This window comes from Paenibacillus tundrae (genome assembly GCF_030812775.1).
Taxonomy (GTDB): domain Bacteria; phylum Bacillota; class Bacilli; order Paenibacillales; family Paenibacillaceae; genus Paenibacillus; species Paenibacillus tundrae_A.
This window is the reverse complement of sequence record NZ_JAUSTI010000003.1, coordinates 168,229-191,003: the sequence shown is the minus strand read 5'-3', so window position 1 is coordinate 191,003 and position 22,775 is coordinate 168,229. Positions and strand designations below refer to the sequence as shown.

Here is a 22,775-nt window from a genome sequence, read left to right as displayed (position 1 = left end):
CCCACCTCCTTAAGCTGTAATACTGTTTGTAAGATCGTTACGTTTCGTTCAGTGTTCAAGATTGTTCTATTCTCTAAGCTGCTGAACAATATCGTTTATTGGTTTGTTGTTATCAATGGAGACACCGATGTCTTCCAATGCATTTTGCAAATCTTCAAGATTACGATTGCGACGCTCATGCTTTTCTAACAATCCAAGCTTGCTTTCGTAATTTTCAAGCACTTGTTCGGCACGCTTGATATGCTCGTATACCGCCTGGCGGCTGATCTCGAACTCGGATGCAATTTCACCAAGCGAGAAATCATCATGAAAGTAATACTTTAAAAAGGTCTGTTGCTTCTCTGTCAGTAAACGTTCATAAAAAGCAAACAGCAAGTTAATTCGGTTTGTCTTCTCAAGCCGATTTTCTTGACTCATATCGGGGCACTCCCTTCGTCAAGGAAAAACACTTTACACTCTTGCAACGTTCCTAATAATACCGAAAAGAATTCAGGATGTCAAGCAAAAATACTTGTCACAATAAAATTGCTATATTCAAGGCATAAAACCACTCAAAAATAAGGTGAAATAATCAATATTTATGCGCCTCATATCCTTCTTTTACATCACTACTCTCCAAACAAAAAACGAACCCCCTCTATAAAGAGCTGATTCGTTCATTGTTACTATCGTAGAGGTGTAAGATATAAAAGTACGGCGAAGAAGTGAAGAATGCTGCCCGCCAGTACAAACAAATGCCAGATGGCATGATGATACGGGAATCCACGCCACACATAAAACAGCGTTCCGAGCGTGTACATCAGTCCACCCGTTACCAGTAACACGATTCCTCCTGAAGGAATTGCAGCTACAAGTGGTTGCCAAGCAATGACAATGAGCCAACCCATGGCAATATAGAAGATCGTGGACATAAACAGAAATTTTTTCGTAAAAAACGCCTTGAAGATTACGCCGAATAATGCGATACCCCAAATGACTCCAAATAACGTCCACCCAAGTGTCCCGCGGACAGCAACGAACAAGAAGGGAGTATACGTTCCCGCAATAAACAAATAAATAGAGGAGTGGTCAAAAAACTCAAATAAATCTTTGGCTTTACCCTCTTTAAGTGCGTGTACCAACGTTGAGTTGGTGTAGAGCATAAGCATCGTGATCCCATAGATCGTGAAACTAACCACATGCCATGCCGTACCTTTCATGCTGGAGAATACAATTAATAGTACCAATGCAGCCACACTAAGCGCAGCACCGATCCCATGAGTTACTGCATTAGCGACTTCTTCACGGCGGGAATAGGTATAGGTATTGGCCATATCAACCGTCCTTTCTAACCCTATTTTAAGTTCACATTTATTCCATTATACACCTATTGCCGCAGATAAACATGTAGAGCATACGCTTATCAACGGCAATAGGGTCATGTATACGTTACGTTTGTGTTCCAAAAATGTTGTTTCTGTCTAACCGATCAGTTGATCGAGATTTACTCTTCAGTGGAACCTTCTTCTACCTGTTCCTGAATCAGTCCAGCAAACAATGCATGTACGAATTGTTCAGAGTCGAATGGCTGCAGATCCTCCATTTTCTCACCCAAACCTACCATTTTCACAGGCAAGTCCAACTCTTGGCGAATCGCAACCACGATTCCTCCTTTAGCTGTACCATCAAGCTTCGTTAGTACGAGTCCTGTCACGCCACTTTTCTCTCCAAACAGTTTCGCTTGATTCAGGGCGTTTTGTCCTGTCGTTGCATCAAGTACCATCAACACCTCATGTGGAGCATCCGGAATTTCACGCTGAATAACACGATATATTTTGTTCAGCTCTTCCATCAGGTTAGATTTATTTTGCAGTCGACCAGCCGTGTCGCAGAGCAAAATATCCGCGTTACGCTGTTTAGCGGCTTGCACAGCATCAAACATCACTGCCGCCGGATCAGAACCCGCTTGTTGCTTAATGACTTCCACTCCAGCACGTTGTCCCCAAACCTCTAACTGTTCGATTGCACCTGCACGGAATGTATCACCTGCTGCCATAATGACTTTTTTACCCTGCTGTTTGTAACGATGTGCGAGTTTACCAATAGTCGTTGTTTTCCCGACACCGTTAACGCCAACAAATAAAATAACCGTAATCCCATTCGGATTTAGTTTTAATTCATTATTTTGTTCCCCACGCAACAAATCGGTTAGTTTCTCAGAAAGTACCGGCTGTAGCTCAGCTGCGTCCTCAATCTTACGCTTTTTCACTTCAACGCGTAATTCATCAATGAGATTCATCACGGTGTTAACACCAACGTCTGCTCCAATTAGAATTTCTTCCAATTCTTCGTAGAATTCTTCGTCGATTTTTTTGCGTCTAACCATAAGGTCAGATACTTTCTCAACAAACTCTTTGCGTGTCTTTTCGAGTCCTTCCTTAAACTGCTTCGTAACCGACTCCGTTTTGCTAGCAATGCTATCTCTCAGCTTCTTAAAAAAACTCATAAAGCCCCTCCATCGTGTACATAGTCATACTTCATTTATAATAGACCATCTATAATATTCCCTATACTTCGTAGAGCTCTTTTCTAGTTAAACCGTCTATGCGATCTCTGCTTCCTCGTCCTCCAGCTTAACGGAAACGAGCTTGGAAACGCCGCCCTCTTCCATCGTAACGCCATAGAGAACGTCAGCCTCCTCCATCGTACCCTTGCGGTGTGTCACCACGATAAATTGGGTCTGTTCGGAGAATTCACGTAGATATTGAGCAAAACGAACAACGTTCGCTTCATCCAGTGCAGCTTCTACCTCATCAAGAACACAGAACGGCACGGGTTTAACATGCAGGATGGCAAACAGCAATGCCATGGCTGTGAGCGCTCGCTCTCCCCCGGACAATAGTTGCAGATTTTGCAGCTTTTTGCCTGGCGGCTGAGCTACGATATCTATTCCCGTATCCAGCATTCGCTCAGGATCCATCAGGACGAGATCCGCGCGTCCACCACCAAATAATTTGGAGAATACGGTGCCGAATTCACGGCGAATCGCATCAAACGTTGATTTGAAACGCTTAGCCATCTCGTCTTCCATCTCACGGATAACTTGATACAAGGTTGTTTTGGCCTCGACCAGATCATTCTTCTGTTCACTGAGAAACTCGTATCGTTCATTGACACGCTGGAATTCTTCAATGGCTCCCAGATTGACCTCACCAAGTGCGGATATACTTCGCTTGAGCTTCTGTACCTCAGCCTGTGTGCTTTCTACATCCTCTGGTACAGGGTAACGCTCTTTAGCCAGTTCATATCCGAGCTCATATTCATCGGTCAATTTACGCAAAATATTCTCTAGCTCAACATCAAGCCTGTTTACGGCAATCTCGGTCTGACGCATCTGCTCTTCCACTGCTTTGAGCTGTGTGCGCTGTTCCTTCGTTTCACTTTCCGCAAGCTCTAGCTTCTTCGACAACTGACTTCGAGCAGCTCGCTTGAAGTCTAGCTCCTGAGAAGCTTCCGTTTTCTTCAGCTTGTACTCATTCAGATTCTCAATCTGCGTAACACTCTCAAGCTTTGTTTTCTTCAAATCCGCTTCCATCGAAGCGAGCAAGGTGCGATTCTGACGAAGTTCCTTGACGAGTGAATCGACCTCACGTTCCAGACGGCGTAGCTGCTCTTCATTGGAATAACGCTCTTGATCCAGCTTACCTTCCCGCACTTTCAGTTCAGTCAATTGGCTCTGCAATTCCTCTTTGGCAGATTCATTGGCCTTACGCGCGAATTCAGCAGCGTGGATAGCACGATGCGTCGCCTTCTCTTCCTCTTCAAGCTGCGCAAGCTTCTGGACAGCGACCGCACGAGCATTATCCATCTCTTGAATCTCTTCTTTAAATCCACTCTTCTCTTGACCCGCTACAGCAACCTGCTCCAACACGTGCCGAAGCTCATGCTCTACCTGCTTCATTTCCATCGATGCTTGCTGTTCCGCATTACGTGTATCATCACCAGACTGTCTCAGTTCATCCAGCTTGTCCTGGCAATGCTCCAACTGTGCTTTAACCTCATCTACACTGCGATGCAATTTGACGATTTGATTTTCGGTATCCACAATGTCTTGGTCTAACTGATCCAGTTGCCGTTTACGGCTGAGCAAACTGCCGTTTTTCTTGTGCTGGCTTCCGCCTGTCATGGAGCCACCTGCGTTAACTACATCGCCCTCCAGGGTTACCACCCGGAAGCGATATTGACACCGTGCAGCAATCTTATTCGCAACCTCCAGCGTTTCCGCAATGATGACATTACCAAGGAGACTACCGATAATCGAGGCATACGTGGAATCATACTGAACCAGATCGGCACCAATACCTACAAATCCATCCATACCTTCAATCATCGATCGCTCATTAGCACCAATAGTACGAGGACGAATGACATCAAGAGGTAGGAATGTAGCTCTACCTAGTTGACGTTGCTTCAGGAAAGAAATCGCCTGTCTGGAGACCGATTCATTCTCCATGACGATATGCTGCACAGACGCACCCATCGCCGTCTCTACCGCAAGTTCAATCTTTTCAGGCACTTTGATCAGCTCAGCCACCGCGCCATGAACCCCGCTCAGTGTACCTTTACGGGACGCCTTCAGCACTTCTTTAACGCCGAGCATAAATCCATCAAAATCATCCTGCATTTCTTTCATCGTATCACGTCTGGAAACTTGAGCTTCACGCTTCTGCTCCCATTTCCGAACGGTTCCCCGACTCTCTTCCAGCAGCTTCTGCAAGGATTGAAGTCGTTCACTCTCGGTGATGTATCCACCGCGGAGTTCACTAATTTCCTTGCCCAGACGTGCAACCTTTTTCTCGATTTCCGCCTTACGCTGCTCTAACGTTTCCTTTTGCCCTTCCCATTTGCCAGATTCCTCGGATGCACGACTCATGCGTCGTTCCAGCGTTTCCTTTTGCTGATCCACATAACGAATTTCGTTCCGTGTCTGCGCCATCTGATTCATTAATTCGAGCAAATTACCTTTGAGACTCTCCTCTTGTTGTTGACTGATACCTCCAGTCACCCCAATGAGCTTCGCCTCTTCCTCGGACAAGCTGTTTCTCACTTCCGTAAGTTCTTTCTCCAGCTTAGCGAACTTCTCACGAAGAGAGAGCAACTCAGCCTCACGCTCGCGGTGCTTTTCTTCACTGGCTGCAACTGTCACGGTCAATTGCTCATGGTTCGTTTGCAGATTACGTGCTCGTTCTTTTAATAATTCTCCGTGTCCTTCACTTTTCTCGGTTGCTTCACTGAATTGTAGAAGCTCCGATTGCAGTCGCTCCGTCTCAGCTTCGAGCGTACGTAACGCATTTCGATCGCTCTCTAGCTTTGCATCATGTGTTGAGACAATTGCAGAGAGACCAACCTCTTCCTGTTTTAACGATTGTAAACGTTCATTAGCCTTGCTCCAGGAAGCATGGATTTGTTCAATCTGATACACATACATCGAAATTTCTTGAGATTTCAACTGACTCCGTAATTCCTTATAGTGAATTGCCTTCTCCGACTGTTCTCTGAGCGGGCCAATTTGATCTTCTAGTTCAGTAACGAGGTCATGGATCCGTAGCAAATTTTGCTCTGTTTCATCCAACTTGCGTGTAGCATCCCGTTTACGAGATTTATATTTGACGATACCAGATGCCTCTTCGAAGATCCCCCTTCGATCCTCTGACCGGGTACTCAGAATCTCTTCAATTCGTCCCTGTCCGATAATCGAGTAGGCTTCTTTACCGATCCCTGTATCCATAAACAATTCAGTAATATCTTTCAAACGACATGATTGCTTATTAATAAAATATTCACTATCTCCGCTACGATGTACACGACGTGTCACGGTCACCTCACCAAAATCTAAGGCAAGCGCATGATCTTCGTTATCGAGGGTTAATGAAACTTCACCATAATTGACGGCTTTGCGCGCATCACTACCAGCAAAAATAATATCTTCCATTTTGCCACCACGTAGTGATTTGGCACTTTGCTCCCCCAGTACCCAGCGAATTCCGTCAGATATATTACTTTTCCCACTACCGTTCGGACCCACAACCGCAGTTATGCCACGAACGAATTCCATCTCTGTTTTGTCGGCGAATGACTTGAATCCACCCAGTTCAATACGTTTAAGAAACATAGGGCTTCCCGTCACCTCCTCTTGCAAATTTCAGTTGTTGCAGCGCATATCCTTGAATTAGGGGAAACTAAACCCTAACCTCTCTTTACAAAAAAAAGAGCAAAAAGCAGTCCGGCTAATCATTCCGCCGGGGCGGACCCGCGGGGCTGCTCTTTGCTCTTCGTTTGTCTATGCGCTATCGGTAAAGCCTCAGGCTTCCGGAAGCTTCAATCGTTCCAGCGCCGCTGATGCAGCCTGCTGTTCAGCTTCTTTTTTGGAACGTCCTGTACCTCTGCCAAGCCGTTCTTGACCCATATGGACCTCGGAGACAAACTCCCTTTCATGGGCAGGACCCCGTTCTTCAACAATTCGATATTCCAAAGATCCCATATTGTGATGCTGTGTGAGTTCCTGCAACTCCGTTTTGTAATCGCTCATTTGCAGCTTGCCGCCCAAAACAATTAACGGAAATACATGCTGATCCAGAAACGTCCTAACCGGTTCCAGTCCCTGATCCAGATATAATGCACCGATGAAGGATTCAAACACATCAGCTAGTAGCGCTGGCCGCGTCCGTCCTCCAGTCAGTTCCTCACCTTTTCCAAGAAGTACATACTGTCCAAAACCCAATGCTTCAGCAAATTTGACAAGGGAAGGTTCACAGACAATAGATGCCCGCAGCTTCGTTAGTTCACCTTCCGGACGGTTAGGATACAAATGATACAAGTATTCCGAAACAGTCAACTCCAATACCGCATCGCCTAGAAACTCCAAACGTTCGTTATCCTGATGCTGACTGAACCGGTGTTCGTTTACATACGAAGCATGGGTAAACGCTTGTTTTAAAAGCTGCCTGTTGTCAAATTTGATTTGAAGTTTGTGCTGTAATTGCTTCAGATCTTCACTCAAATTGAACGAGCCCCTTATGCTTCAAATTTTTTGAGAATAATGGTGGCATTGTGACCGCCGAATCCAAATGAATTGGACATTGCAATATTAACCTTCGTTTGACGCGGAACATTTGGTACATAGTCAAGATCACATTCTGGATCTTGGTTCTCCAGATTGATCGTTGGAGCTAGTGTCTGATGTGTCAGAGACAATCCACAGATTACCGCCTCAACCCCACCGGCAGCACCGAGCATATGACCTGTCATCGATTTAGTGGAACTCACAGCCAGCTTGTACGCGTGATCTCCAAACGCTTTCTTAATTGCCAGCGTCTCTGAGCGGTCACCTACAGGTGTGGATGTTCCGTGTGCGTTGATGTAGTCTACTTCTTCAGGTTCAATACCTGCATTGCGAAGTGCCATCTTCATACAACGAGCTGCTCCATCTGGATCTGGCTCTGTCATGTGATGTGCATCCCCAGTCAAGCCGTAACCAATGACTTCACCATAAATACGTGCACCACGTTTTTGAGCGTGTTCCAGTGATTCCAAAATCAGAATACCTGCACCTTCACCCATAACGAATCCATCACGTCCTGTATCAAACGGACGGCTAGAATGAGCTGGATCATCATTACGTGTAGACATCGCACGCATTGCACAGAAACCAGCAAGTCCAGTTGGACGGATCGTCGCTTCGGCTCCCCCGCAGATCATTGCATCTGCATCACCGTTAGCAATCAACTTGAAGGAATCTCCAATGGAGTGTGTTCCTGTAGCACAAGCGGTTACTACGTTAATGTTCGGGCCTTTCGCACCAAGAGAGATCGACATTTGACCAGAAGCCATATTCGAAATCATCATTGGGATGAAGAACGGGCTAACACGTTTAGGGCCTTTTTGCAGCAATGCGTTGTGCTGATCTTCCCAAGTACCCAATCCACCGATACCCGATCCGATCGATACACCAAAACGCTCTGCATCAATGTTCTCGTCAATTTTCAATCCGCTGTCTTCCACAGCTTTGAAACCGGCTGCTACAGCAAACTGAACGAAACGATCCATTTTGCGTGCGTCCTTACGATCCATATATTCTTCCGGGTTGAAATCCTTGATTTCGGCAGCAATTTGAGTAGTATATTCACTTACATCAAATGCCTCAATCTGAGAGATTCCGGACTTACCTGCCATTAAACTTCCCCAGAATGTCTCTAAATCTTTTCCGAGCGATGTCATTACGCCCATTCCGGTAATTACTACTCTTTGTTTCAAACCGACTCACCTCTATATCGACTGCTTTACGCAAGTATTTTTGTGGAAAATCCGCAGGAGACACGTAAGAAATCAAGAAGAATTCCTGACTTAACCTACGCTACCTGCGGAATGAGAAAAACCAATGAATGATGAGAAGTCCCGCCTGTTCGAAAACAGGTGCGGGACTGAATTGACTTTAGGTATGAGATTGTATGTAGTTTACAACTTCACCTACGGTCGTGATTTTTTCTGCATCTTCATCAGAGATTTCCAAATCGAATTCATCTTCCAATTCCATGACCAATTCCACTACATCCAAAGAATCAGCACCCAAATCTTCTTTGAAAGATGCTTCAAGTGTAACTTCAGCTTCGTCTGCGCCCAAGCGGTCGACGACGATGCGTTTTACACGCTCCAATACATCGGACATCCGGTTCACCTCCTCCTTGGTATTATACGAGAATCGCAGGCAAAATGCCATAGAAGACATATGCGGCTCCCGGCCGGGGAATCCGGCCTTTTTCCGGCATTTCGGATCGTCCAGCGCCTGTTCCCCGACTATTATTCACGTCAGGAAAGAATTACATGTACATGCCACCATCGACATGCAGTGTCTGACCTGTCATATAAGATGAAGCTTCTGATGCCAAGAATGTTACGACACCAGCAATCTCATCCGGCTGACCCAGACGGGACAATGGAATACCACTCAGCATGCCATCAACTAATTCCTGGGACAGTTCTTTCGTCATATCCGTTTCAATGAAACCTGGGGCAACACAGTTCACTGTGATACCTCGTGAAGCGAGTTCACGAGCGGATGCTTTCGTCAAACCAATAACGCCTGCCTTAGCGGCAACATAGTTAGCTTGACCTGCATTACCAAGTACACCTACAACAGAGGAAATATTAATAATTCTTCCTGACCGCTGCTTCATCATCGGGCGTGTAACTGCCTTCAGACAGTTAAATACACCTTTTAGATTCGTCTCAATAACCTGATCAAACTCTTCTTCTTTCATACGCATAATCAGGTTATCACGAGTTATTCCAGCGTTGTTAACAAGAATATCGACATTACCCCACTCTTCAAGCGTGGCTTTGACCATCTGTTCAGCCTCGTCCATCTGACCCACATTAGCCTGAACGGTAATCGCTTTGACCCCTTTGGCACGGATCGCTTCCGCTACCTCCTCAGCAGCAGCTTGGCTGCCTGCATAGTTAACGGCAACGTTGGCACCCGCCTCCGCCAGAGCAAGCGCGATACTGCGTCCAATTCCACGGGATGCACCTGTAACCAATGCATTTTTTCCTTCTAGCGATTTAGACATAATCGTTCCTCCTCTCCCAAATATAGAGTTTAATCTTTATTGCAAGGCAGCAGCCGTTGCTTCAAGCGTTTCAAGACTGTTTACGTTGTACAATTTTACGGTTTTATCTGTCTTTTTAATTAAACCCGTTAGTACACTTCCCGAACCAATCTCGATAAACGTGTCTACACCTTGCTCAATAAGCCATGTCACACTGTCTTCCCATAATACGGGAGAATAGACCTGTTCTGTCAACAATTGTTGAACTTGTCCATCTTCTATCGGTTGTGCAGTCACATTTGCCACAACAGGAACCTTAGCTGGTGCGAAAGAAACAGTTTTAAGTTTATCTGCTAGTTTCTCTGCCGCATCCTTCATCAAGGAAGAGTGGAACGGTCCACTGACTTCCAGTGCAATTGCACGTTTGCCGCCTGCTTCTTTAACACGTTCCGCTACTGCAGCAACGCCTTCTTTAACACCTGAAATAACAATTTGACCTGGGCAGTTCATGTTCGCCAGTTCTACGACATGTCCACTTTCAGATACGTCACGGCAAAGCACCCCCAGCGCTTCCCGATCCGCACCCAATACTGCAGCCATCGCTCCCTGTCCACCAGGTACAGCCTGCTCCATATACTGACCACGAGCCCGGACAATACTTACCGCATCAGCAAACGACAATACGCCTGCCGCCACTAGTGCACTGTATTCTCCCAAGCTATGTCCAGCCATGTAATCCGCTTGAATTCCTTTTTTCTTAAATGCCTCAAGCCAAGCAATACTTGCTGTCAACAGAGCTGGTTGTGTATTTGATGTCTGTTTCAACTCGGTCTCCGATCCTTCAAATATCAAGTTGCTCAGCGAAAAGCCAAGTGTTTGATCAGCTACTTCAAAAATCTCTTTTGACGCTGGAACCGTCTCATACACTTCCTTTGCCATACCTACCGCCTGTGATCCCTGACCGGGAAATACAAATGCTAATTTACTCATCAGATTCATCTCTCCAAGCTATCTAATTTACCAAACGAGTACAGATGCTCCCCATGTCAGTCCGCCGCCGAATCCAACCATCAGTACGGTATCTCCAGCTTTCATGCGTCCTTCTTCAGCAGCTTCAACCAAAGCAAGCGGGATAGAGGCCGCTGATGTGTTAGCATATTTATCTACGTTCACAACTACTTTTTCTTCTGGAAGATCCAGCCGTTGCATTGCCGATTGAATGATACGAATATTAGCTTGATGCGGAACAAACAAATCTACGTCTGAGCGATCTAGGCCTGCTTTGTTCAGCACTTCTAGCGTAGCCGTTCCCATAACACGCACCGCAAATTTAAATACTTCCCGACCATTCATGTAGATGTAATGCTTTTTGTTCTCAATGGTCTCTGCAGAAGCCGGTAGACGTGAACCTCCACCTTCCAGTTGAAGCAGGCTGCCACCCGCACCTTCAGCACCTAGATCAAATGATTTGAATCCACGGCCTTCAGGTACTTCTCCAACGATTACTGCACCTGCGCCATCTCCGAACAGTACACAGGTATTCCGATCCGTGTAATCCGTAATCCGGGACAGACAGTCTGCACCAATAACAAGTGCATTATTGTAAAGACCACTTTTGATAAAGCTTGTTGCTGTCGCAAGTCCATATACAAAACCAGAGCAAGCAGCAGACAGGTCAAACGCAGCCGCACCTTTAGCACCTAATTTATCTTGAAGAATACAAGCAGTAGAAGGGAAAGCAGAATCTGGTGTAATCGTTGCAACGATGATTAGATCCAAATCGCTACCTGTCATACCCGCAGATTCCAATGCTTTGATCGCTGCTTCATATGCCAGATCCGAAGTGGCTTGATCCGGAGCAGCGATGTGACGCTCTTTGATCCCTGTTCGACTGACGATCCACTCGTCATTTGTATCTACCATTTTTTCAAGATCGCTGTTTGTCAAAATTTTCTCAGGCACATATTTCCCCGTACCAATAACCCCAACCGGGCGCAAATTATTCATATCGTCACTCACTTCCCGCTAATTTCCTTAGATATGCTCTCCACTAGCTGATTCTGTACTGCGATCCTTGCTTGACGCACTGCATTTTTGATCGCATTCCCATCGGCCGACCCATGACTCTTAACAACCAGTCTGCTTAAACCGAGAAGCGGCGCGCCGCCATGCTCGGTATAATCCAGTTTCCGTTTCAGACCTCTCAGCTCAGGCATAAGCACAGCAGCAGCCAATTTGCTTTTGAGTGACGATGAGAACTGTTCTTTAAGCAGAGTAAAAATGGCACCTGCTGTGCCTTCCAGCGATTTCAACAATATATTTCCTGCAAACCCGTCGCAGACAAGCACATCACATGCACCTGTCAGTACGTCACGAGCTTCAACATTCCCTACGAAGCGAATCGGTAACTGCTCTAGTAAAGGATAGGCGTGCTTCGTGAGTTCGTTTCCTTTACCAGGCTCTGTACCCACATTCAACAAACCAACTCGCGGTGAGTCAATACCTTGAACCTTCTGTCTGTACAAGCTCCCCATAAGTCCATACTGCGCAAGATGCTCTGGCTTCGCATCCATGTTAGCGCCAAGATCCAATGCAAGTACACCTACATCATCAATCGTTGGAATCATCGGTGCGAGTGCTGGCCGCTCGATGCCATCCATGCGACCTACAACTAGTAATCCGGTTGTCATGAGTGCTCCGGTATTGCCCGCAGAGATCATGGCATCTGCTTCACCTTCCTTCAGCATCCTTCCGGCAACGACCATGGAAGCATCCTTTTTACGGCGGACAGCTCTCACGGGTTCATCGTCCGAACCGATAACTTCAGAAGCATGACGAATGGACAGATTAGCAGGCTTAACCGCAGCTTGACTCAGAAGCGGTTCAATTTGGACTTCGTCACCAACCAGAACGATATGTGTATCCGTCCATTCTGTGGCGGCTGCGATCGCCCCTTCGACCGTTGCCGCAGGGGCATTATCGCCTCCCATAGCATCAATGACAATCTTCATACCAGTTGACCTCCCTCTACGCTGTCTTCTCCACCCGAACGGTAGATAACAAAGTTGCCTTGGAACACCATTTCTTCCCCCACATAAGTGAACACTTCAACTTTGGCTTTTCCCTTTTGACCTGAGATCGATCTGACATAGGCCTTGGCAATACATTTCTCAGCCAGATGAACAGAACGCACAAAACGAATGTCTGCCGATGCGGTCAACGCGATTTCATCATTAATCACCGCTACAGCAAGGGAGTTCGCCTGGGCAAAAACATAGTGACCCCGAGCAATACCCGTTCTGGAAAAGACATGCTCCTCCTTAATCTCAAACAAGGAGATTCCGCTCTTATCTAACTGCAAGTCTACAATATCACCGATAATCTCATGCAGAGGCAAAGAGCGAACCTGATCGTATGAGCGCTCTGCCATTAGTTTCATCCGTTCCCGAAGCTCAGGTATGCCAAGCTCCAGCCTGTCGAGACGGATCGTCTGAATACTCACTTTTAACTGTCGTGTAAGCTCCTGATCCGTCACAAACGGGTTGTCTTCGATCATTTTGGTCAACTGTTGCTGCCTCTGTCTTTTCGGTACACGTTCGATGCCTGACACCCCCCAGCTATATCGTTTACGGAACCGCCCATCCGGTCAGTTCTATCCTTAAGTGGTTGTTCAAAAAGTCCGCTTTTGATTACGAAGGATGCGCGAGCGGCATCTCAGCATCGAATATGGGATTCAGCCGAAATGTCCGTTGCTCACGTAGCTTAATCTACGCTCCGCTACTCCATTTCTATCTTCATCCCATCTTCTTGGTACTGAAAACCGACCTTTTTGAACATGCACTTTAAGTACATATTACTCTATAATTACGCCCTTAATTCAGGGCACTTCTAAGTACAAGTTATAACTCATATCTATGTAACGTCAAATCTTAGAACCTGGTACTAAACTATAGTATATCTCATCCCGTGTCAAAAAGAAAGGCTGATCCACCAAAAACAATCCCCACTTCTCAACCGCGCTCCACTCGCCCGTATTATATGAAATCCCGTGTCCTATACGGGAAAATGTCTACATAGATTGAACTACGCAGAGAAAAGAAGTAGCGTAAGGCAGCAACGTGTTTTAGTTCCATCCATATAGAATAGAAAGGAGATTGAAAAAGAAAAAGTAGCACTCCACCGAAATGAAGTACTACTTATTAGCTAGCTATTATTGAGAGATGATCTCTCTTGCTTTGTACGTTCCGCACACTTTGCAAACGTGGTGACTCAGTTTCAGTTCGCCACATTGCTCACATTTCACCATGCCCGGTACAGCCAATTTAAAGTGAGTGCGACGTTTGTCGCGACGCGTCTTGGACGTTCTCCGTTGAGGTACTGCCATTATTCCCACCTCCTTATCAAAATCAACCTTTGCAGGTAGTTGTTACGTTCGATTTTCAATCATGCTCATTTAAAAAAATCCTTGAGCCCTGCAAGCCGCGGGTCGATAACTTCGTTATCACAACCGCAGTCACCTTCGTTCAACTCGTGGCCACACTTAGGGCATAACCCTTTGCATGTATCGCTACAGAGTGGTACAAACGGAAGATGTAGCAGAAAAGTCCCCTCGGCATAAGCCTTCAGATCAACGCTATCTTCATCCACATAGAAAGTATCGTCGTCTTCGTGCAATTCCTCTGGTTGTTTTCCCTGCTTGAATTGCTCATGAAAATCAATATGAAAATGTTCATTAATCGGCTTAAGACACCTGGAGCATAACATGTCCGCTCCTACTGTCAGTTTGCCATGAACATCCACAACGCTTCCCTCTCTCTGTTCTGCAGATAAATCTGCAGTCAGCGGGGTAACGGCTGTGATATCTTGTCGGTTAGAAACCAGTTCCTTAATATCCCACTGTTCATTGAACTGTACAGGACGATCACTGGTTGCCACTTTGCGAAATGGCATTAACATTTCCATCACTCCAAACGAAACCAATCTCATAATTGTTGTCAAACGCTTTACGACATGTATACAGATCAAGCTGAGGTATAACTACTTCATTTCCTGACTGTATGTATTCTGACGCTATATCATTAAAACTATTATGAAATTGACTTAACAAACAAAAATCATTATACCGATTTTTCAAGAGGTTTGTCAACACTTTTAACTTTACACCCTATTTTAAAAAATCGATGATCTCCAACCAAATACGCACATTGACACATTATAGGCTTACTTCGCTCTAACTACAAGCATCTATTGCAGGAAGTATCGGTCACAATTCGTTGATATTTAGTGTGATCTATATCACACGCCCCTCCATGCTCCGTATCTATACTTGTTGTAAACCGAAACACGTTAAGCATCCAAGACGGATTTATTCTACTATTAACTTAATAAGTCTAGCGATCGGTGCGAAAGAAAATGGAATGAAGCTAAAATGAAGACTACGGATTATCGTGCAACTGCGTTAGATATTGAACGAATATTTTCTAATGGAGATGAAGGAAATCTCCTCAGCCCACATCCGCTTCCGCTTCCAAACAAATCTTACGACGACGCTAGTGAAGCCACTTAGCTGACTACAAGACAGACTTTTTTTGCTAACAAACTCTAATACTTTCATCTTATATCGGGAGGGAATTTCATGTTAAGTGAAAAAACGATTAAGGTCATCAAATCCACAGTACCTGTACTCGAAGTGCACGGTGAAGCCATTACCCGCCATTTCTATAAAACGATGTTCACTGCGCATCCAGAACTGCTGAATATATTCAACCATGCTAACCAAAAACAAGGACGTCAACAGGCTGCCCTTGCAAATATGGTATACACAGCTGCCCTGCATATCGACAATCTCGCCTCCATCTTACCTGCCGTACGTCAAGTCGCCCATAAACACCGTAGTCTTGGCATTGTTCCCGAGCAGTATGCCATTGTTGGCACGTATCTGCTCCAAGCGATTAAAGACGTGCTTGGTGACGCAGCAACCGATGAAATTATAACGGCATGGGGCGAAGCCTACCAAGTCATTGCAGACGCATTTATTGGAATCGAGCAGGATATGTATGCTACAGCAGAGAAACAAACGGGCGGCTGGGAAGGCTTCCGTTCGTTCAAAGTGGCAAAGAAAGTGCAAGAGAGCGACATCATTACCTCCTTCTACCTGTATCCAGAGGATGGTCTGCCCATTTCCAGCCATGAACCGGGACAATATATCAGTATCAAAATTCATCCAGAGGGTCATGCATTTACCCAGATACGTCAGTATAGCCTTTCTGATGCACCTGATAAACCTTATTACCGTATTTCCGTCAAAAGAGAACAAGGTTACATGGATCGTCCAGATGGGGTAATCTCCACATATCTTCATGAACACATTAAAGAAGGCTCTGTTGTTGAGTTATCAGCTCCGGCTGGCGACTTTACGCTTCACGCAGAAGACCCACGCCCAATTGTACTCCTTAGTGGCGGAGTCGGTATTACGCCAATGATTAGTATGCTGAACACCCTTGTACAAAAGGACGATAAACGTCCAATCACATTTATACATGCCAATGTAGATAGCGCCAACCATGCGTTCCGAGAACATGTAAACCTACTAGCTGACAACAATGATCATGTTCGTGCTTATTATTGTTACACTCAACCGAGCAGCTCTGATCGCGATATCTCATGTTATCACAAGGAAGGTTACATGGATGCCGACTGGCTTCGTCAGATTGTAAATAACTTGGATGCAACATTTTACATGTGTGGGTCTGTCCCATTCATGCAGAGCGTTTACGCAGCACTAGATGAAATTGGCGTATCGCCTGACCAGATCCATTATGAATTCTTTGGTCCAAAAGCACAGCTCGCCCCTTCTCCAGAAGGTGTTTAATGTATAAACTTGTGCTTTCACAATAAATTGGCGGGTTAACCCTTCAAAAGGCATGCTTAAGCATCTTACGATGCAAGAGTGATGCCTTTTTGGGTGTGTAACACTCCTGCAATTTGAACATCAGACCCACCTGACCTATTATGGTAGAAGATAAATGCCTCTCATGTGATTGAGCCAAACGTTACATGCGCATGTTGAAAAGAGTTTCTCGAAAAGGAGCATACATATGAAGGCCGTTGGTGTCATTGTTGAATATAATCCGCTGCATAACGGGCATGTCTATCATCTAAGCGAAGCCAGGCGGCTTAGCGGGGCGGATGCTGTCGTTGCTGTGATGAGCGGCCCTTTCCTCCAACGCGGCGAACCCGCCATCGTGGGTAAAAGGGCACGCACCGAGATGGCGCTTCATGCTGGCGCTGATCTCGTGCTTGAACTGCCGGTTGCCTATGCGGTGCAACCGGCGGAGTGGTTTGCGTATGGTGCGGTGGCCTTGCTGCACCATACCGGGGTTGTCGACTCGCTCTGCTTCGGCAGCGAGTCGGGAGACCTGGACAGCCTGCAGCGCATTGCGCGCGTGCTGGCTGTAGAGCCCGCAGGGCTGCGCGAGGATATCGCGCGCCGCCTGCGGGAGGGCGCCAGCTACCCCGCCGCGTACGCAGGCGCGGCGGCGGCACTGGCGCCTGGCGGCGTTGATGCACGCGACGCCGCTGCACTGCTGGAGCAGCCCAACAATTCGCTTGGGCTGCACTACCTGATCGCGCTGGAACGGTTAGGCAGCGCGATCCAACCCTTTACCGCGGCACGTACCGGTGCCGCGTATCACGAGGCGACGCCCGGGCCGGGGGCGATCGCCAGTGCAACAGCCGTCCGCCGTCTACTCATGGCGGACGGGCCTGAAGCCGCCGCGCAATACGTGCCGGCGGCAACCCTTGCCATTCTCCAACGCGAATGGCAAACTCAGCGCGCTCCCGTGCACTGGGAGCGCTTTGTCCAGCCGCTGCTGCACATCGCGGCGACTCGCCGTGCCTCCGAGCTAGCCAGCATCGCCGAGGTCACGGAAGGACTAGAGCATCGGCTGATTCGTACCCTATCTCAGCTCGCAGAGCCTTCAGTCGATGCCTTGCTTAATGCATTGAAGACCAAGCGATATACGCGTACCAAGCTGCAACGGATGTTAACACATGTGCTGTTAAACCATTCCAAGACTGAGTTATCCCCCAGCATCTTGGCTGAGGGGCCAGGTTACCTTCGAGTCCTTGGCTTCAGCTCGAAAGGTCAAAGCCTGCTCAAACAAATGAAACGTTCTGCATCTCTACCCGTCGTGATCAAGCCAGCTACCTTCAATCATAGCCAGCTTGAACTGGATATACAGGCTCAGGCAGCATATGCCCTTGCTTACGAGGATAAAGACACAAGAACAATGTACAGCGATTATTATGATCCACCGATACGATACTAAGTAGAATCTTAAGCATACTGAATCTGCAGATGCTTATCATTGGTGACATGTAACTCATTCGATTGAGTTACCAAACACATCCAGTTCCTATATACCGTTATACTTTGGTTAGGTCTTTGTTGTTACACGAACTAACGGTTCGATAATCATGCCTGAAAGCCCTTGGTCAAAATAAGAGTCATATTGTGCTTAACAGCCAAAAAACCTTCCACTGTAGCAGGTGAATTCTGCTCAATTGAAGGTTTTTTGATCAGGCATAGTCTATTCATGAACGGAGCCTCTCTCCCTACACCTTCTCATCGCTGTTAACGAATCTGAGAGACCTTATTCCGTCATTTCACAACGAATGGAAATGGTAACGAACCTGAGAAACGTTATATTGCATAATAACACGGAATGAACCTCATTTTCGCGTCCAAAAGGTACATTAGCGTGTCTACGATTCGTTAGCATCTCCTGAATGCCATTTTTCCGTGAATAACGCTGACTGAGTTCGTTAGAACTAGTACATAATTGAGAGTCGCGACTTCAAAGCTCACACTCACTTAAGAGCACGAGCACCGCCTATTACGCCCCACCCCTACCCTACTGCTTTTCCTTGACGTCCCCCTGCATGCCTACGTGTATGCCCTTGCTTAGAACTAAACTCATCAGACACCGCTTTCTTCAAATCCCCGCTACACCCTAATCAGTTTCTATTCACGCCACTTGAATCACATCACATCTTGCCTTCCTTGGCGCACGATATAATAAAGTTGGCGCATCCAAATGCTCATCCGCACCATCAGGCCTATGTACAAACTTGAGCATTGGGACGATATTTCACCCAATCAAGACACAAAAAAGAGGCTATGCCATAGCCTCTCATGTAAACAACTCTCTATCCCTAATTAAGATTTTACAGATAACGTTTTTAGATAAGCCAGTGCATCGTCAATGTTGCTAACCGGAACCAGTTTCATTTTTGTATCAATCTGTTTTGCTTTTGCTTCGGCTTCCTTATAGTTATCTTTGGGTACGAAGAAAATCTCCGCGTCCTTCCGATCTGCAGCCACAATTTTGTGGATCACGCCCCCAATTGGTCCAACCGTGCCATCCTTCGTAATGGTACCCGTACCTGCGATACGATGACCTTTGGTCAGATCACCAGACGTCAACTGGTTATAGATCTCCAATGTAAACATTAACCCTGCAGACGGCCCGCCTACTTGCGTACTTGTAAATGTGATCTGATTATCGGGATCTTCCGGTTTCACTTTTTGAACCGTACCAATCATTACCCCTAAGCCTGGACGCTTTTCCCCCGTTTTGTTGTCCGTCACTTCGACAAGTTGAACTTCACGGCTAATTGTTTCCCCGCCGCGCTCCAATTGCATTTCAACCGTATCCCCTGGTTTTCTCCCCTTTAATTGCGCCGATAATATCGTATTATCAGGTGTTGCTGTGCCATCCACACCCAAAATGGTATCCCCGGGCATAATGTCCCCTTGCGGTTTAGGATCCTGTGAAAGGCCAAATACGAAGATATGCTCAGGAACGATGGAATATTGGATACCGGCCTTCTCATATGCCGCTTCCATCGCAGAGGATTGAGAATCACTCATGAACCATACTTGCTCTGCAGAGTATTCTGCTTCACTCTTGCCACGTAATCGATCTTCTTTTTTATCAATTTGTGCATTTCGATTAAACAAGGACGTTCCCAGTAGGAACACGTTGGCATATGTAGCTGACACCGTCGTCATCATAAATACACCCTTTTCCTCCTTGTCTCCACCCTTGACCGTTACCATCGGTTTGATTTCATCCGCACTGCCAGGCAGATAAATGATATACGGTGTTGGCATGTATACTGCAACATAGAGAATCAGAGCTACCACGATCACAAAGATCGACGCTTTGAAACCTCCAGATTTCCGAATTCGATTCATCGCATGAGCCCCCGTCCTTTGTGTTTCTTAAATATTTATAAGTCTAACACTCTCATTCACATGCATACAATGGTACAGGCCGGATAGGCCGCTGTGAGCAGCCGCTTATCCGGTCAAGGCCGAACCGTCTACGGACGCCATTCGGCCGTCCACATCCATCCAGCAGCCTGTGTCTAAACACGGCGCTATATCCTATGAGGTGAATTGATGAATATGCAGACCGAGGTTACCCGTTCGGGCCTGTTACGAACCATTTTTCTAAGCAGTGGAGCAATGTTGCTCGTTGTTGCCGTTGTATTATCTCCCAAAGAAGCCTTTGATGCTTCCATTCAAGGGCTTGATATTTGGTGGAAAATTATTTTTCCCGCCATGCTGCCCTTTCTCATGCTTTCCCAGATGCTAACCGCATTTGGGTTTACCGATGCACTAGGCGTTCTATTAGGGCCACTCATGCAACGTTTGTTTCGGTTACCCGGTCAGGCTGGACTAGCCATAGCTGTAGGCATGTGTGGGGGCTTCCCTGCAGGAGCCGATACAGCCGCACGACTTGTACAAGATCGACAAATAACCGCCAAACAGGCGGGTGTCTTGGCAGCCATGGCTCATTTCTCCAATCCAATGATGATTATCATCGTCTTGGGTACAGCTTTTCTTCACCAGCCTGTAGCCGGATACTTTCTACTTGGTATACATTGGATTAGCGGATGGATCGCCGCCATGATCGGTATTCGCCTATTGCCTGTAGGGCGGGCAGCAAACATTGGCACAAGGTCGGCCTCAGATTTACCGCCACATCCTTTAGAACCGGCACATGCAGAAGTACATCCCATGTTATCTTCCAAGTCTGCCGTTCCCCGCCACACACTTTGGCTGCGTATGAATCTTGCCGCTCGCGAGGCTCGTAGCCGTGATGGACGAGGATTCGGTAAGCTACTTGGTGACACGGTCTCCCAAGCCGTGCAGACCTTGATGATGACCGGAGGATTTATGATTGTATTTGCGGTATTCATTCGACTGCTAAGCCTATATCTCACGCCGGGTTCTTCGGTTGCCTTATGGCCATCTCTGCTGGAAATTCATCTTGGAATCTACCACTTAAGCCAGACCTCTCTGGCATCTGTCACCATGATCGCTCTCATTGCCGCCGTATTAGGCTGGGGTGGGCTATGCTCCCATTTGCAGGTCTCTGCCGTTCTAAAATTAGTCGGGCTTGCGACAAGGGGTATGATTGACTTTGTTTCCATACGGCTGATACATGGACTCATCGCTTTTGTCATGAGCCTTGTTCTATGGACACCTTTTAGTCGATACAGTACAGAGGTCTGGACTACTTTTCAAACCAATACGAACATCGGGTTGCCGGCTGTACAGCCATGGTTCACCCTGTTCAGCAACAGTTCAAGTCTAGCGTTAATTGGGTACGCTATTCCGGTAGCCATGTTCAGTCTCGCTTTACTGCTCGTCGTTATGATCAGTCTTTCGGGACTGATTCGCCTGTTCAACGGGCGTTTTTCTCGCTAATTTTCTGACGGAGTGCAGCTTCCACTTCAGGGGAGACCAGATCCGTTACATCTCCATTGTAATGAGCAATTTCTTTTACAATACTGGAGCTGAGATACGAATACTTCGGATTCGTCATCATGAAAATAGTCTCTGCATCTGGATTCAATTTACTATTGGTGGAAGCCAGCTGCAATTCATATTCAAAATCAGTCACCGAGCGAATACCTCGCACGATAACTTGCGCTTCTTTTTGGCGTACATAATTGGCTGTTAGGTCGCGGAAGCTATCCACCTCAACATTAGGCAGATGACGAGTCACTTCCGTAATTAATTGCTTGCGCTCCTCCACCGTAAACAGTGGGTTTTTGCTCATATTATTCAGCACCGCCACAATCACACGGTCAAACTGCTTCGATGCTCTTGCGATAATGTCCAGATGTCCCATCGTTACAGGATCGAAGCTACCTGGATAAACGGCAATTCGTTCTTGACGATGTATCATTTCACTCATGGAGACCCTCCTCTTCCGCTGTGCTAGATTCTCCATCTTCGGATGCATGAGGTGCATAATGATAAATGGAAACCGCAGTTTCCCCGTACAATGCCTTGCGCGTTTGTTCGAACGGGCCGAATTGTTCAGGGTACAGATGTTTAGATTCATATTCAAGCACGATGGTTGCACCATGTTCAAGCAGCTCCAGTTCATGCATCGTAAGCATAAGTTCATCCCCGTTCTTCATTCGATAAGGGGGATCAAGAAACACGAGATCAAATGTGGTGCTCCGCTTAGCAAGAGCCTTTAACGCACGTCCTGCATCATTTCGATATACAGCTGCCTGATTCTCCAGCTTCGTTGCTGTCAGATTTATACGGATGACTTCAATACTTTTTGGTTCCAAATCAACAAAAACAGCCTTGTCCATGCCACGGCTCAGCGCCTCAATTCCGAGACCACCACTGCCCGCAAACAGATCCAATGCCGTTCCACCCTCGAAATAAGGGCCTATCATACTAAATAACGCTTCCTTCACCTTGTCGGTGGTCGGCCGCGTTCCTGTGCCAGGAACCGCCTTCAACGGTCTACCTTTTGCACTTCCAGATACCACTCTCACGAATGAGTCACCTATTCTCTCTATGTAAGTTTATTGATACAGCTATCGTACCACAATCGGGATGAGTTTGAAAAATAGTGGCTTCAAGGAATATCCCTAATATCAAAAAATGAATTGATGATTATGTATAAAAAGGAAATCTCCTGGCTATTCTATAATTATCGACATCACAAGTGTCGTAGACAACCGCGGAGAAGACTTACGTTTCCCCATAAGCTCTTCGTCCGGTTTCTCCTCTCCCATGAAAGGAGACCTCGAAAGAGGTCTCCGAATAAAAGCCTATCAGAGCGATTTCTGGTAGGTTTTTATTTTGTT

General features: G+C 46.5%; 20 protein-coding genes. 3 read left to right on the top strand and 17 right to left on the bottom strand.

From position 1 onward, the window contains the following. Positions 1-66: 66 nt before the first annotated feature. From J2T19_RS06605 to J2T19_RS06540, 14 genes are all read right to left on the bottom strand, one after another. The gene (locus J2T19_RS06605; protein WP_307214219.1) at positions 67-417 is read right to left on the bottom strand and encodes a putative DNA-binding protein; all 351 of its coding nucleotides are present in this window, start codon (positions 415-417) and stop codon (positions 67-69) included. Between the two features lie 248 nt (positions 418-665). Next, the gene (gene trhA, locus J2T19_RS06600) at positions 666-1,313 is read right to left on the bottom strand and encodes a PAQR family membrane homeostasis protein TrhA (protein WP_145046258.1); all 648 of its coding nucleotides are present in this window, start codon (positions 1,311-1,313) and stop codon (positions 666-668) included. A 170-nt stretch (positions 1,314-1,483) separates the two neighbouring features. Further along, complete coding sequence (gene ftsY, locus J2T19_RS06595; protein ID WP_128101375.1) at positions 1,484-2,485, bottom strand: signal recognition particle-docking protein FtsY; 1,002 nt, start codon at positions 2,483-2,485, stop codon at positions 1,484-1,486. Positions 2,486-2,581: 96 nt separating this feature from the next. Continuing rightward, a complete protein-coding gene (gene smc, locus J2T19_RS06590; protein ID WP_307214218.1) occupies positions 2,582-6,151 on the bottom strand; it encodes a chromosome segregation protein SMC in 3,570 nt (1,189 codons plus the stop codon). Positions 6,152-6,340: 189 nt separating this feature from the next. Beyond that, on the bottom strand, positions 6,341-7,039 hold the full coding sequence (gene rnc, locus J2T19_RS06585) for a ribonuclease III (RefSeq protein WP_056700517.1): 699 nt from the start codon (positions 7,037-7,039) through the stop codon (positions 6,341-6,343). Between the two features lie 14 nt (positions 7,040-7,053). Next, a complete protein-coding gene (fabF, locus tag J2T19_RS06580) occupies positions 7,054-8,292 on the bottom strand; it encodes a beta-ketoacyl-ACP synthase II (protein ID WP_145046254.1) in 1,239 nt (412 codons plus the stop codon). Between the two features lie 178 nt (positions 8,293-8,470). Beyond that, positions 8,471-8,704 (bottom strand): acyl carrier protein, encoded by a 234-nt coding sequence (gene acpP, locus J2T19_RS06575; protein WP_024630176.1) that lies wholly within the window; start codon positions 8,702-8,704, stop codon positions 8,471-8,473. Positions 8,705-8,855: 151 nt separating this feature from the next. Then, on the bottom strand, positions 8,856-9,605 hold the full coding sequence (gene fabG / locus J2T19_RS06570) for a 3-oxoacyl-[acyl-carrier-protein] reductase (RefSeq protein ID WP_307214217.1): 750 nt from the start codon (positions 9,603-9,605) through the stop codon (positions 8,856-8,858). Between the two features lie 36 nt (positions 9,606-9,641). Then, the gene (fabD, locus tag J2T19_RS06565; RefSeq protein WP_307214216.1) at positions 9,642-10,574 is read right to left on the bottom strand and encodes an ACP S-malonyltransferase; all 933 of its coding nucleotides are present in this window, start codon (positions 10,572-10,574) and stop codon (positions 9,642-9,644) included. Positions 10,575-10,601: 27 nt separating this feature from the next. Further along, positions 10,602-11,591 carry a beta-ketoacyl-ACP synthase III gene (locus tag J2T19_RS06560; RefSeq protein WP_145046248.1) on the bottom strand — a complete coding sequence of 330 codons (990 nt, stop codon included), beginning with the start codon at positions 11,589-11,591 and terminating at the stop codon, positions 10,602-10,604. An 8-nt stretch (positions 11,592-11,599) separates the two neighbouring features. Beyond that, the gene (plsX, locus tag J2T19_RS06555; RefSeq protein WP_307214215.1) at positions 11,600-12,595 is read right to left on the bottom strand and encodes a phosphate acyltransferase PlsX; all 996 of its coding nucleotides are present in this window, start codon (positions 12,593-12,595) and stop codon (positions 11,600-11,602) included. After that, a complete protein-coding gene (gene fapR / locus J2T19_RS06550; protein ID WP_174715340.1) occupies positions 12,592-13,185 on the bottom strand; it encodes a transcription factor FapR in 594 nt (197 codons plus the stop codon). The genes plsX and fapR overlap by 4 nt, the downstream gene beginning before the upstream one ends. 609 nt (positions 13,186-13,794) lie before the next feature. Beyond that, positions 13,795-13,968, bottom strand: coding sequence for a 50S ribosomal protein L32 (gene rpmF, locus J2T19_RS06545; RefSeq protein ID WP_017689233.1), 174 nt, complete (start codon positions 13,966-13,968; stop codon positions 13,795-13,797). A gap of 65 nt (positions 13,969-14,033) precedes the next feature. Then, the gene (locus tag J2T19_RS06540; RefSeq protein WP_307214214.1) at positions 14,034-14,540 is read right to left on the bottom strand and encodes a YceD family protein; all 507 of its coding nucleotides are present in this window, start codon (positions 14,538-14,540) and stop codon (positions 14,034-14,036) included. Between the two features lie 679 nt (positions 14,541-15,219). Here J2T19_RS06540 and hmpA point away from each other — a divergent pair. Beyond that, positions 15,220-16,455, top strand: a complete 1,236-nt coding sequence (hmpA, locus tag J2T19_RS06535) for an NO-inducible flavohemoprotein (RefSeq protein WP_307214213.1) — start codon at positions 15,220-15,222, stop codon at positions 16,453-16,455. Positions 16,456-16,681: 226 nt separating this feature from the next. After that, positions 16,682-17,914 (top strand): nucleotidyltransferase, encoded by a 1,233-nt coding sequence (locus J2T19_RS06530; RefSeq protein WP_307214212.1) that lies wholly within the window; start codon positions 16,682-16,684, stop codon positions 17,912-17,914. Between the two features lie 890 nt (positions 17,915-18,804). Here J2T19_RS06530 and J2T19_RS06525 read toward each other — a convergent pair. Further along, complete coding sequence (locus tag J2T19_RS06525) at positions 18,805-19,845, bottom strand: SepM family pheromone-processing serine protease (RefSeq protein ID WP_307214211.1); 1,041 nt, start codon at positions 19,843-19,845, stop codon at positions 18,805-18,807. 207 nt (positions 19,846-20,052) lie between these two features. Here J2T19_RS06525 and J2T19_RS06520 point away from each other — a divergent pair, with 207 nt between their 5' ends. After that, entirely contained in the window at positions 20,053-21,366 is a 1,314-nt protein-coding gene (locus J2T19_RS06520) for a nucleoside recognition domain-containing protein (protein ID WP_307214210.1), read from the top strand. Here the strand turns inward: J2T19_RS06520 and coaD are convergent. Together coaD and rsmD are read right to left on the bottom strand one after the other, a co-directional pair. Then, the gene (coaD, locus tag J2T19_RS06515) at positions 21,344-21,850 is read right to left on the bottom strand and encodes a pantetheine-phosphate adenylyltransferase (RefSeq protein WP_056701152.1); all 507 of its coding nucleotides are present in this window, start codon (positions 21,848-21,850) and stop codon (positions 21,344-21,346) included. The genes J2T19_RS06520 and coaD overlap by 23 nt on opposite strands. 1 nt (position 21,851) lies before the next feature. Beyond that, on the bottom strand, positions 21,852-22,460 hold the full coding sequence (rsmD, locus tag J2T19_RS06510) for a 16S rRNA (guanine(966)-N(2))-methyltransferase RsmD (RefSeq protein ID WP_307214209.1): 609 nt from the start codon (positions 22,458-22,460) through the stop codon (positions 21,852-21,854). Between the last annotated feature and the right edge of the window lie 315 nt (positions 22,461-22,775).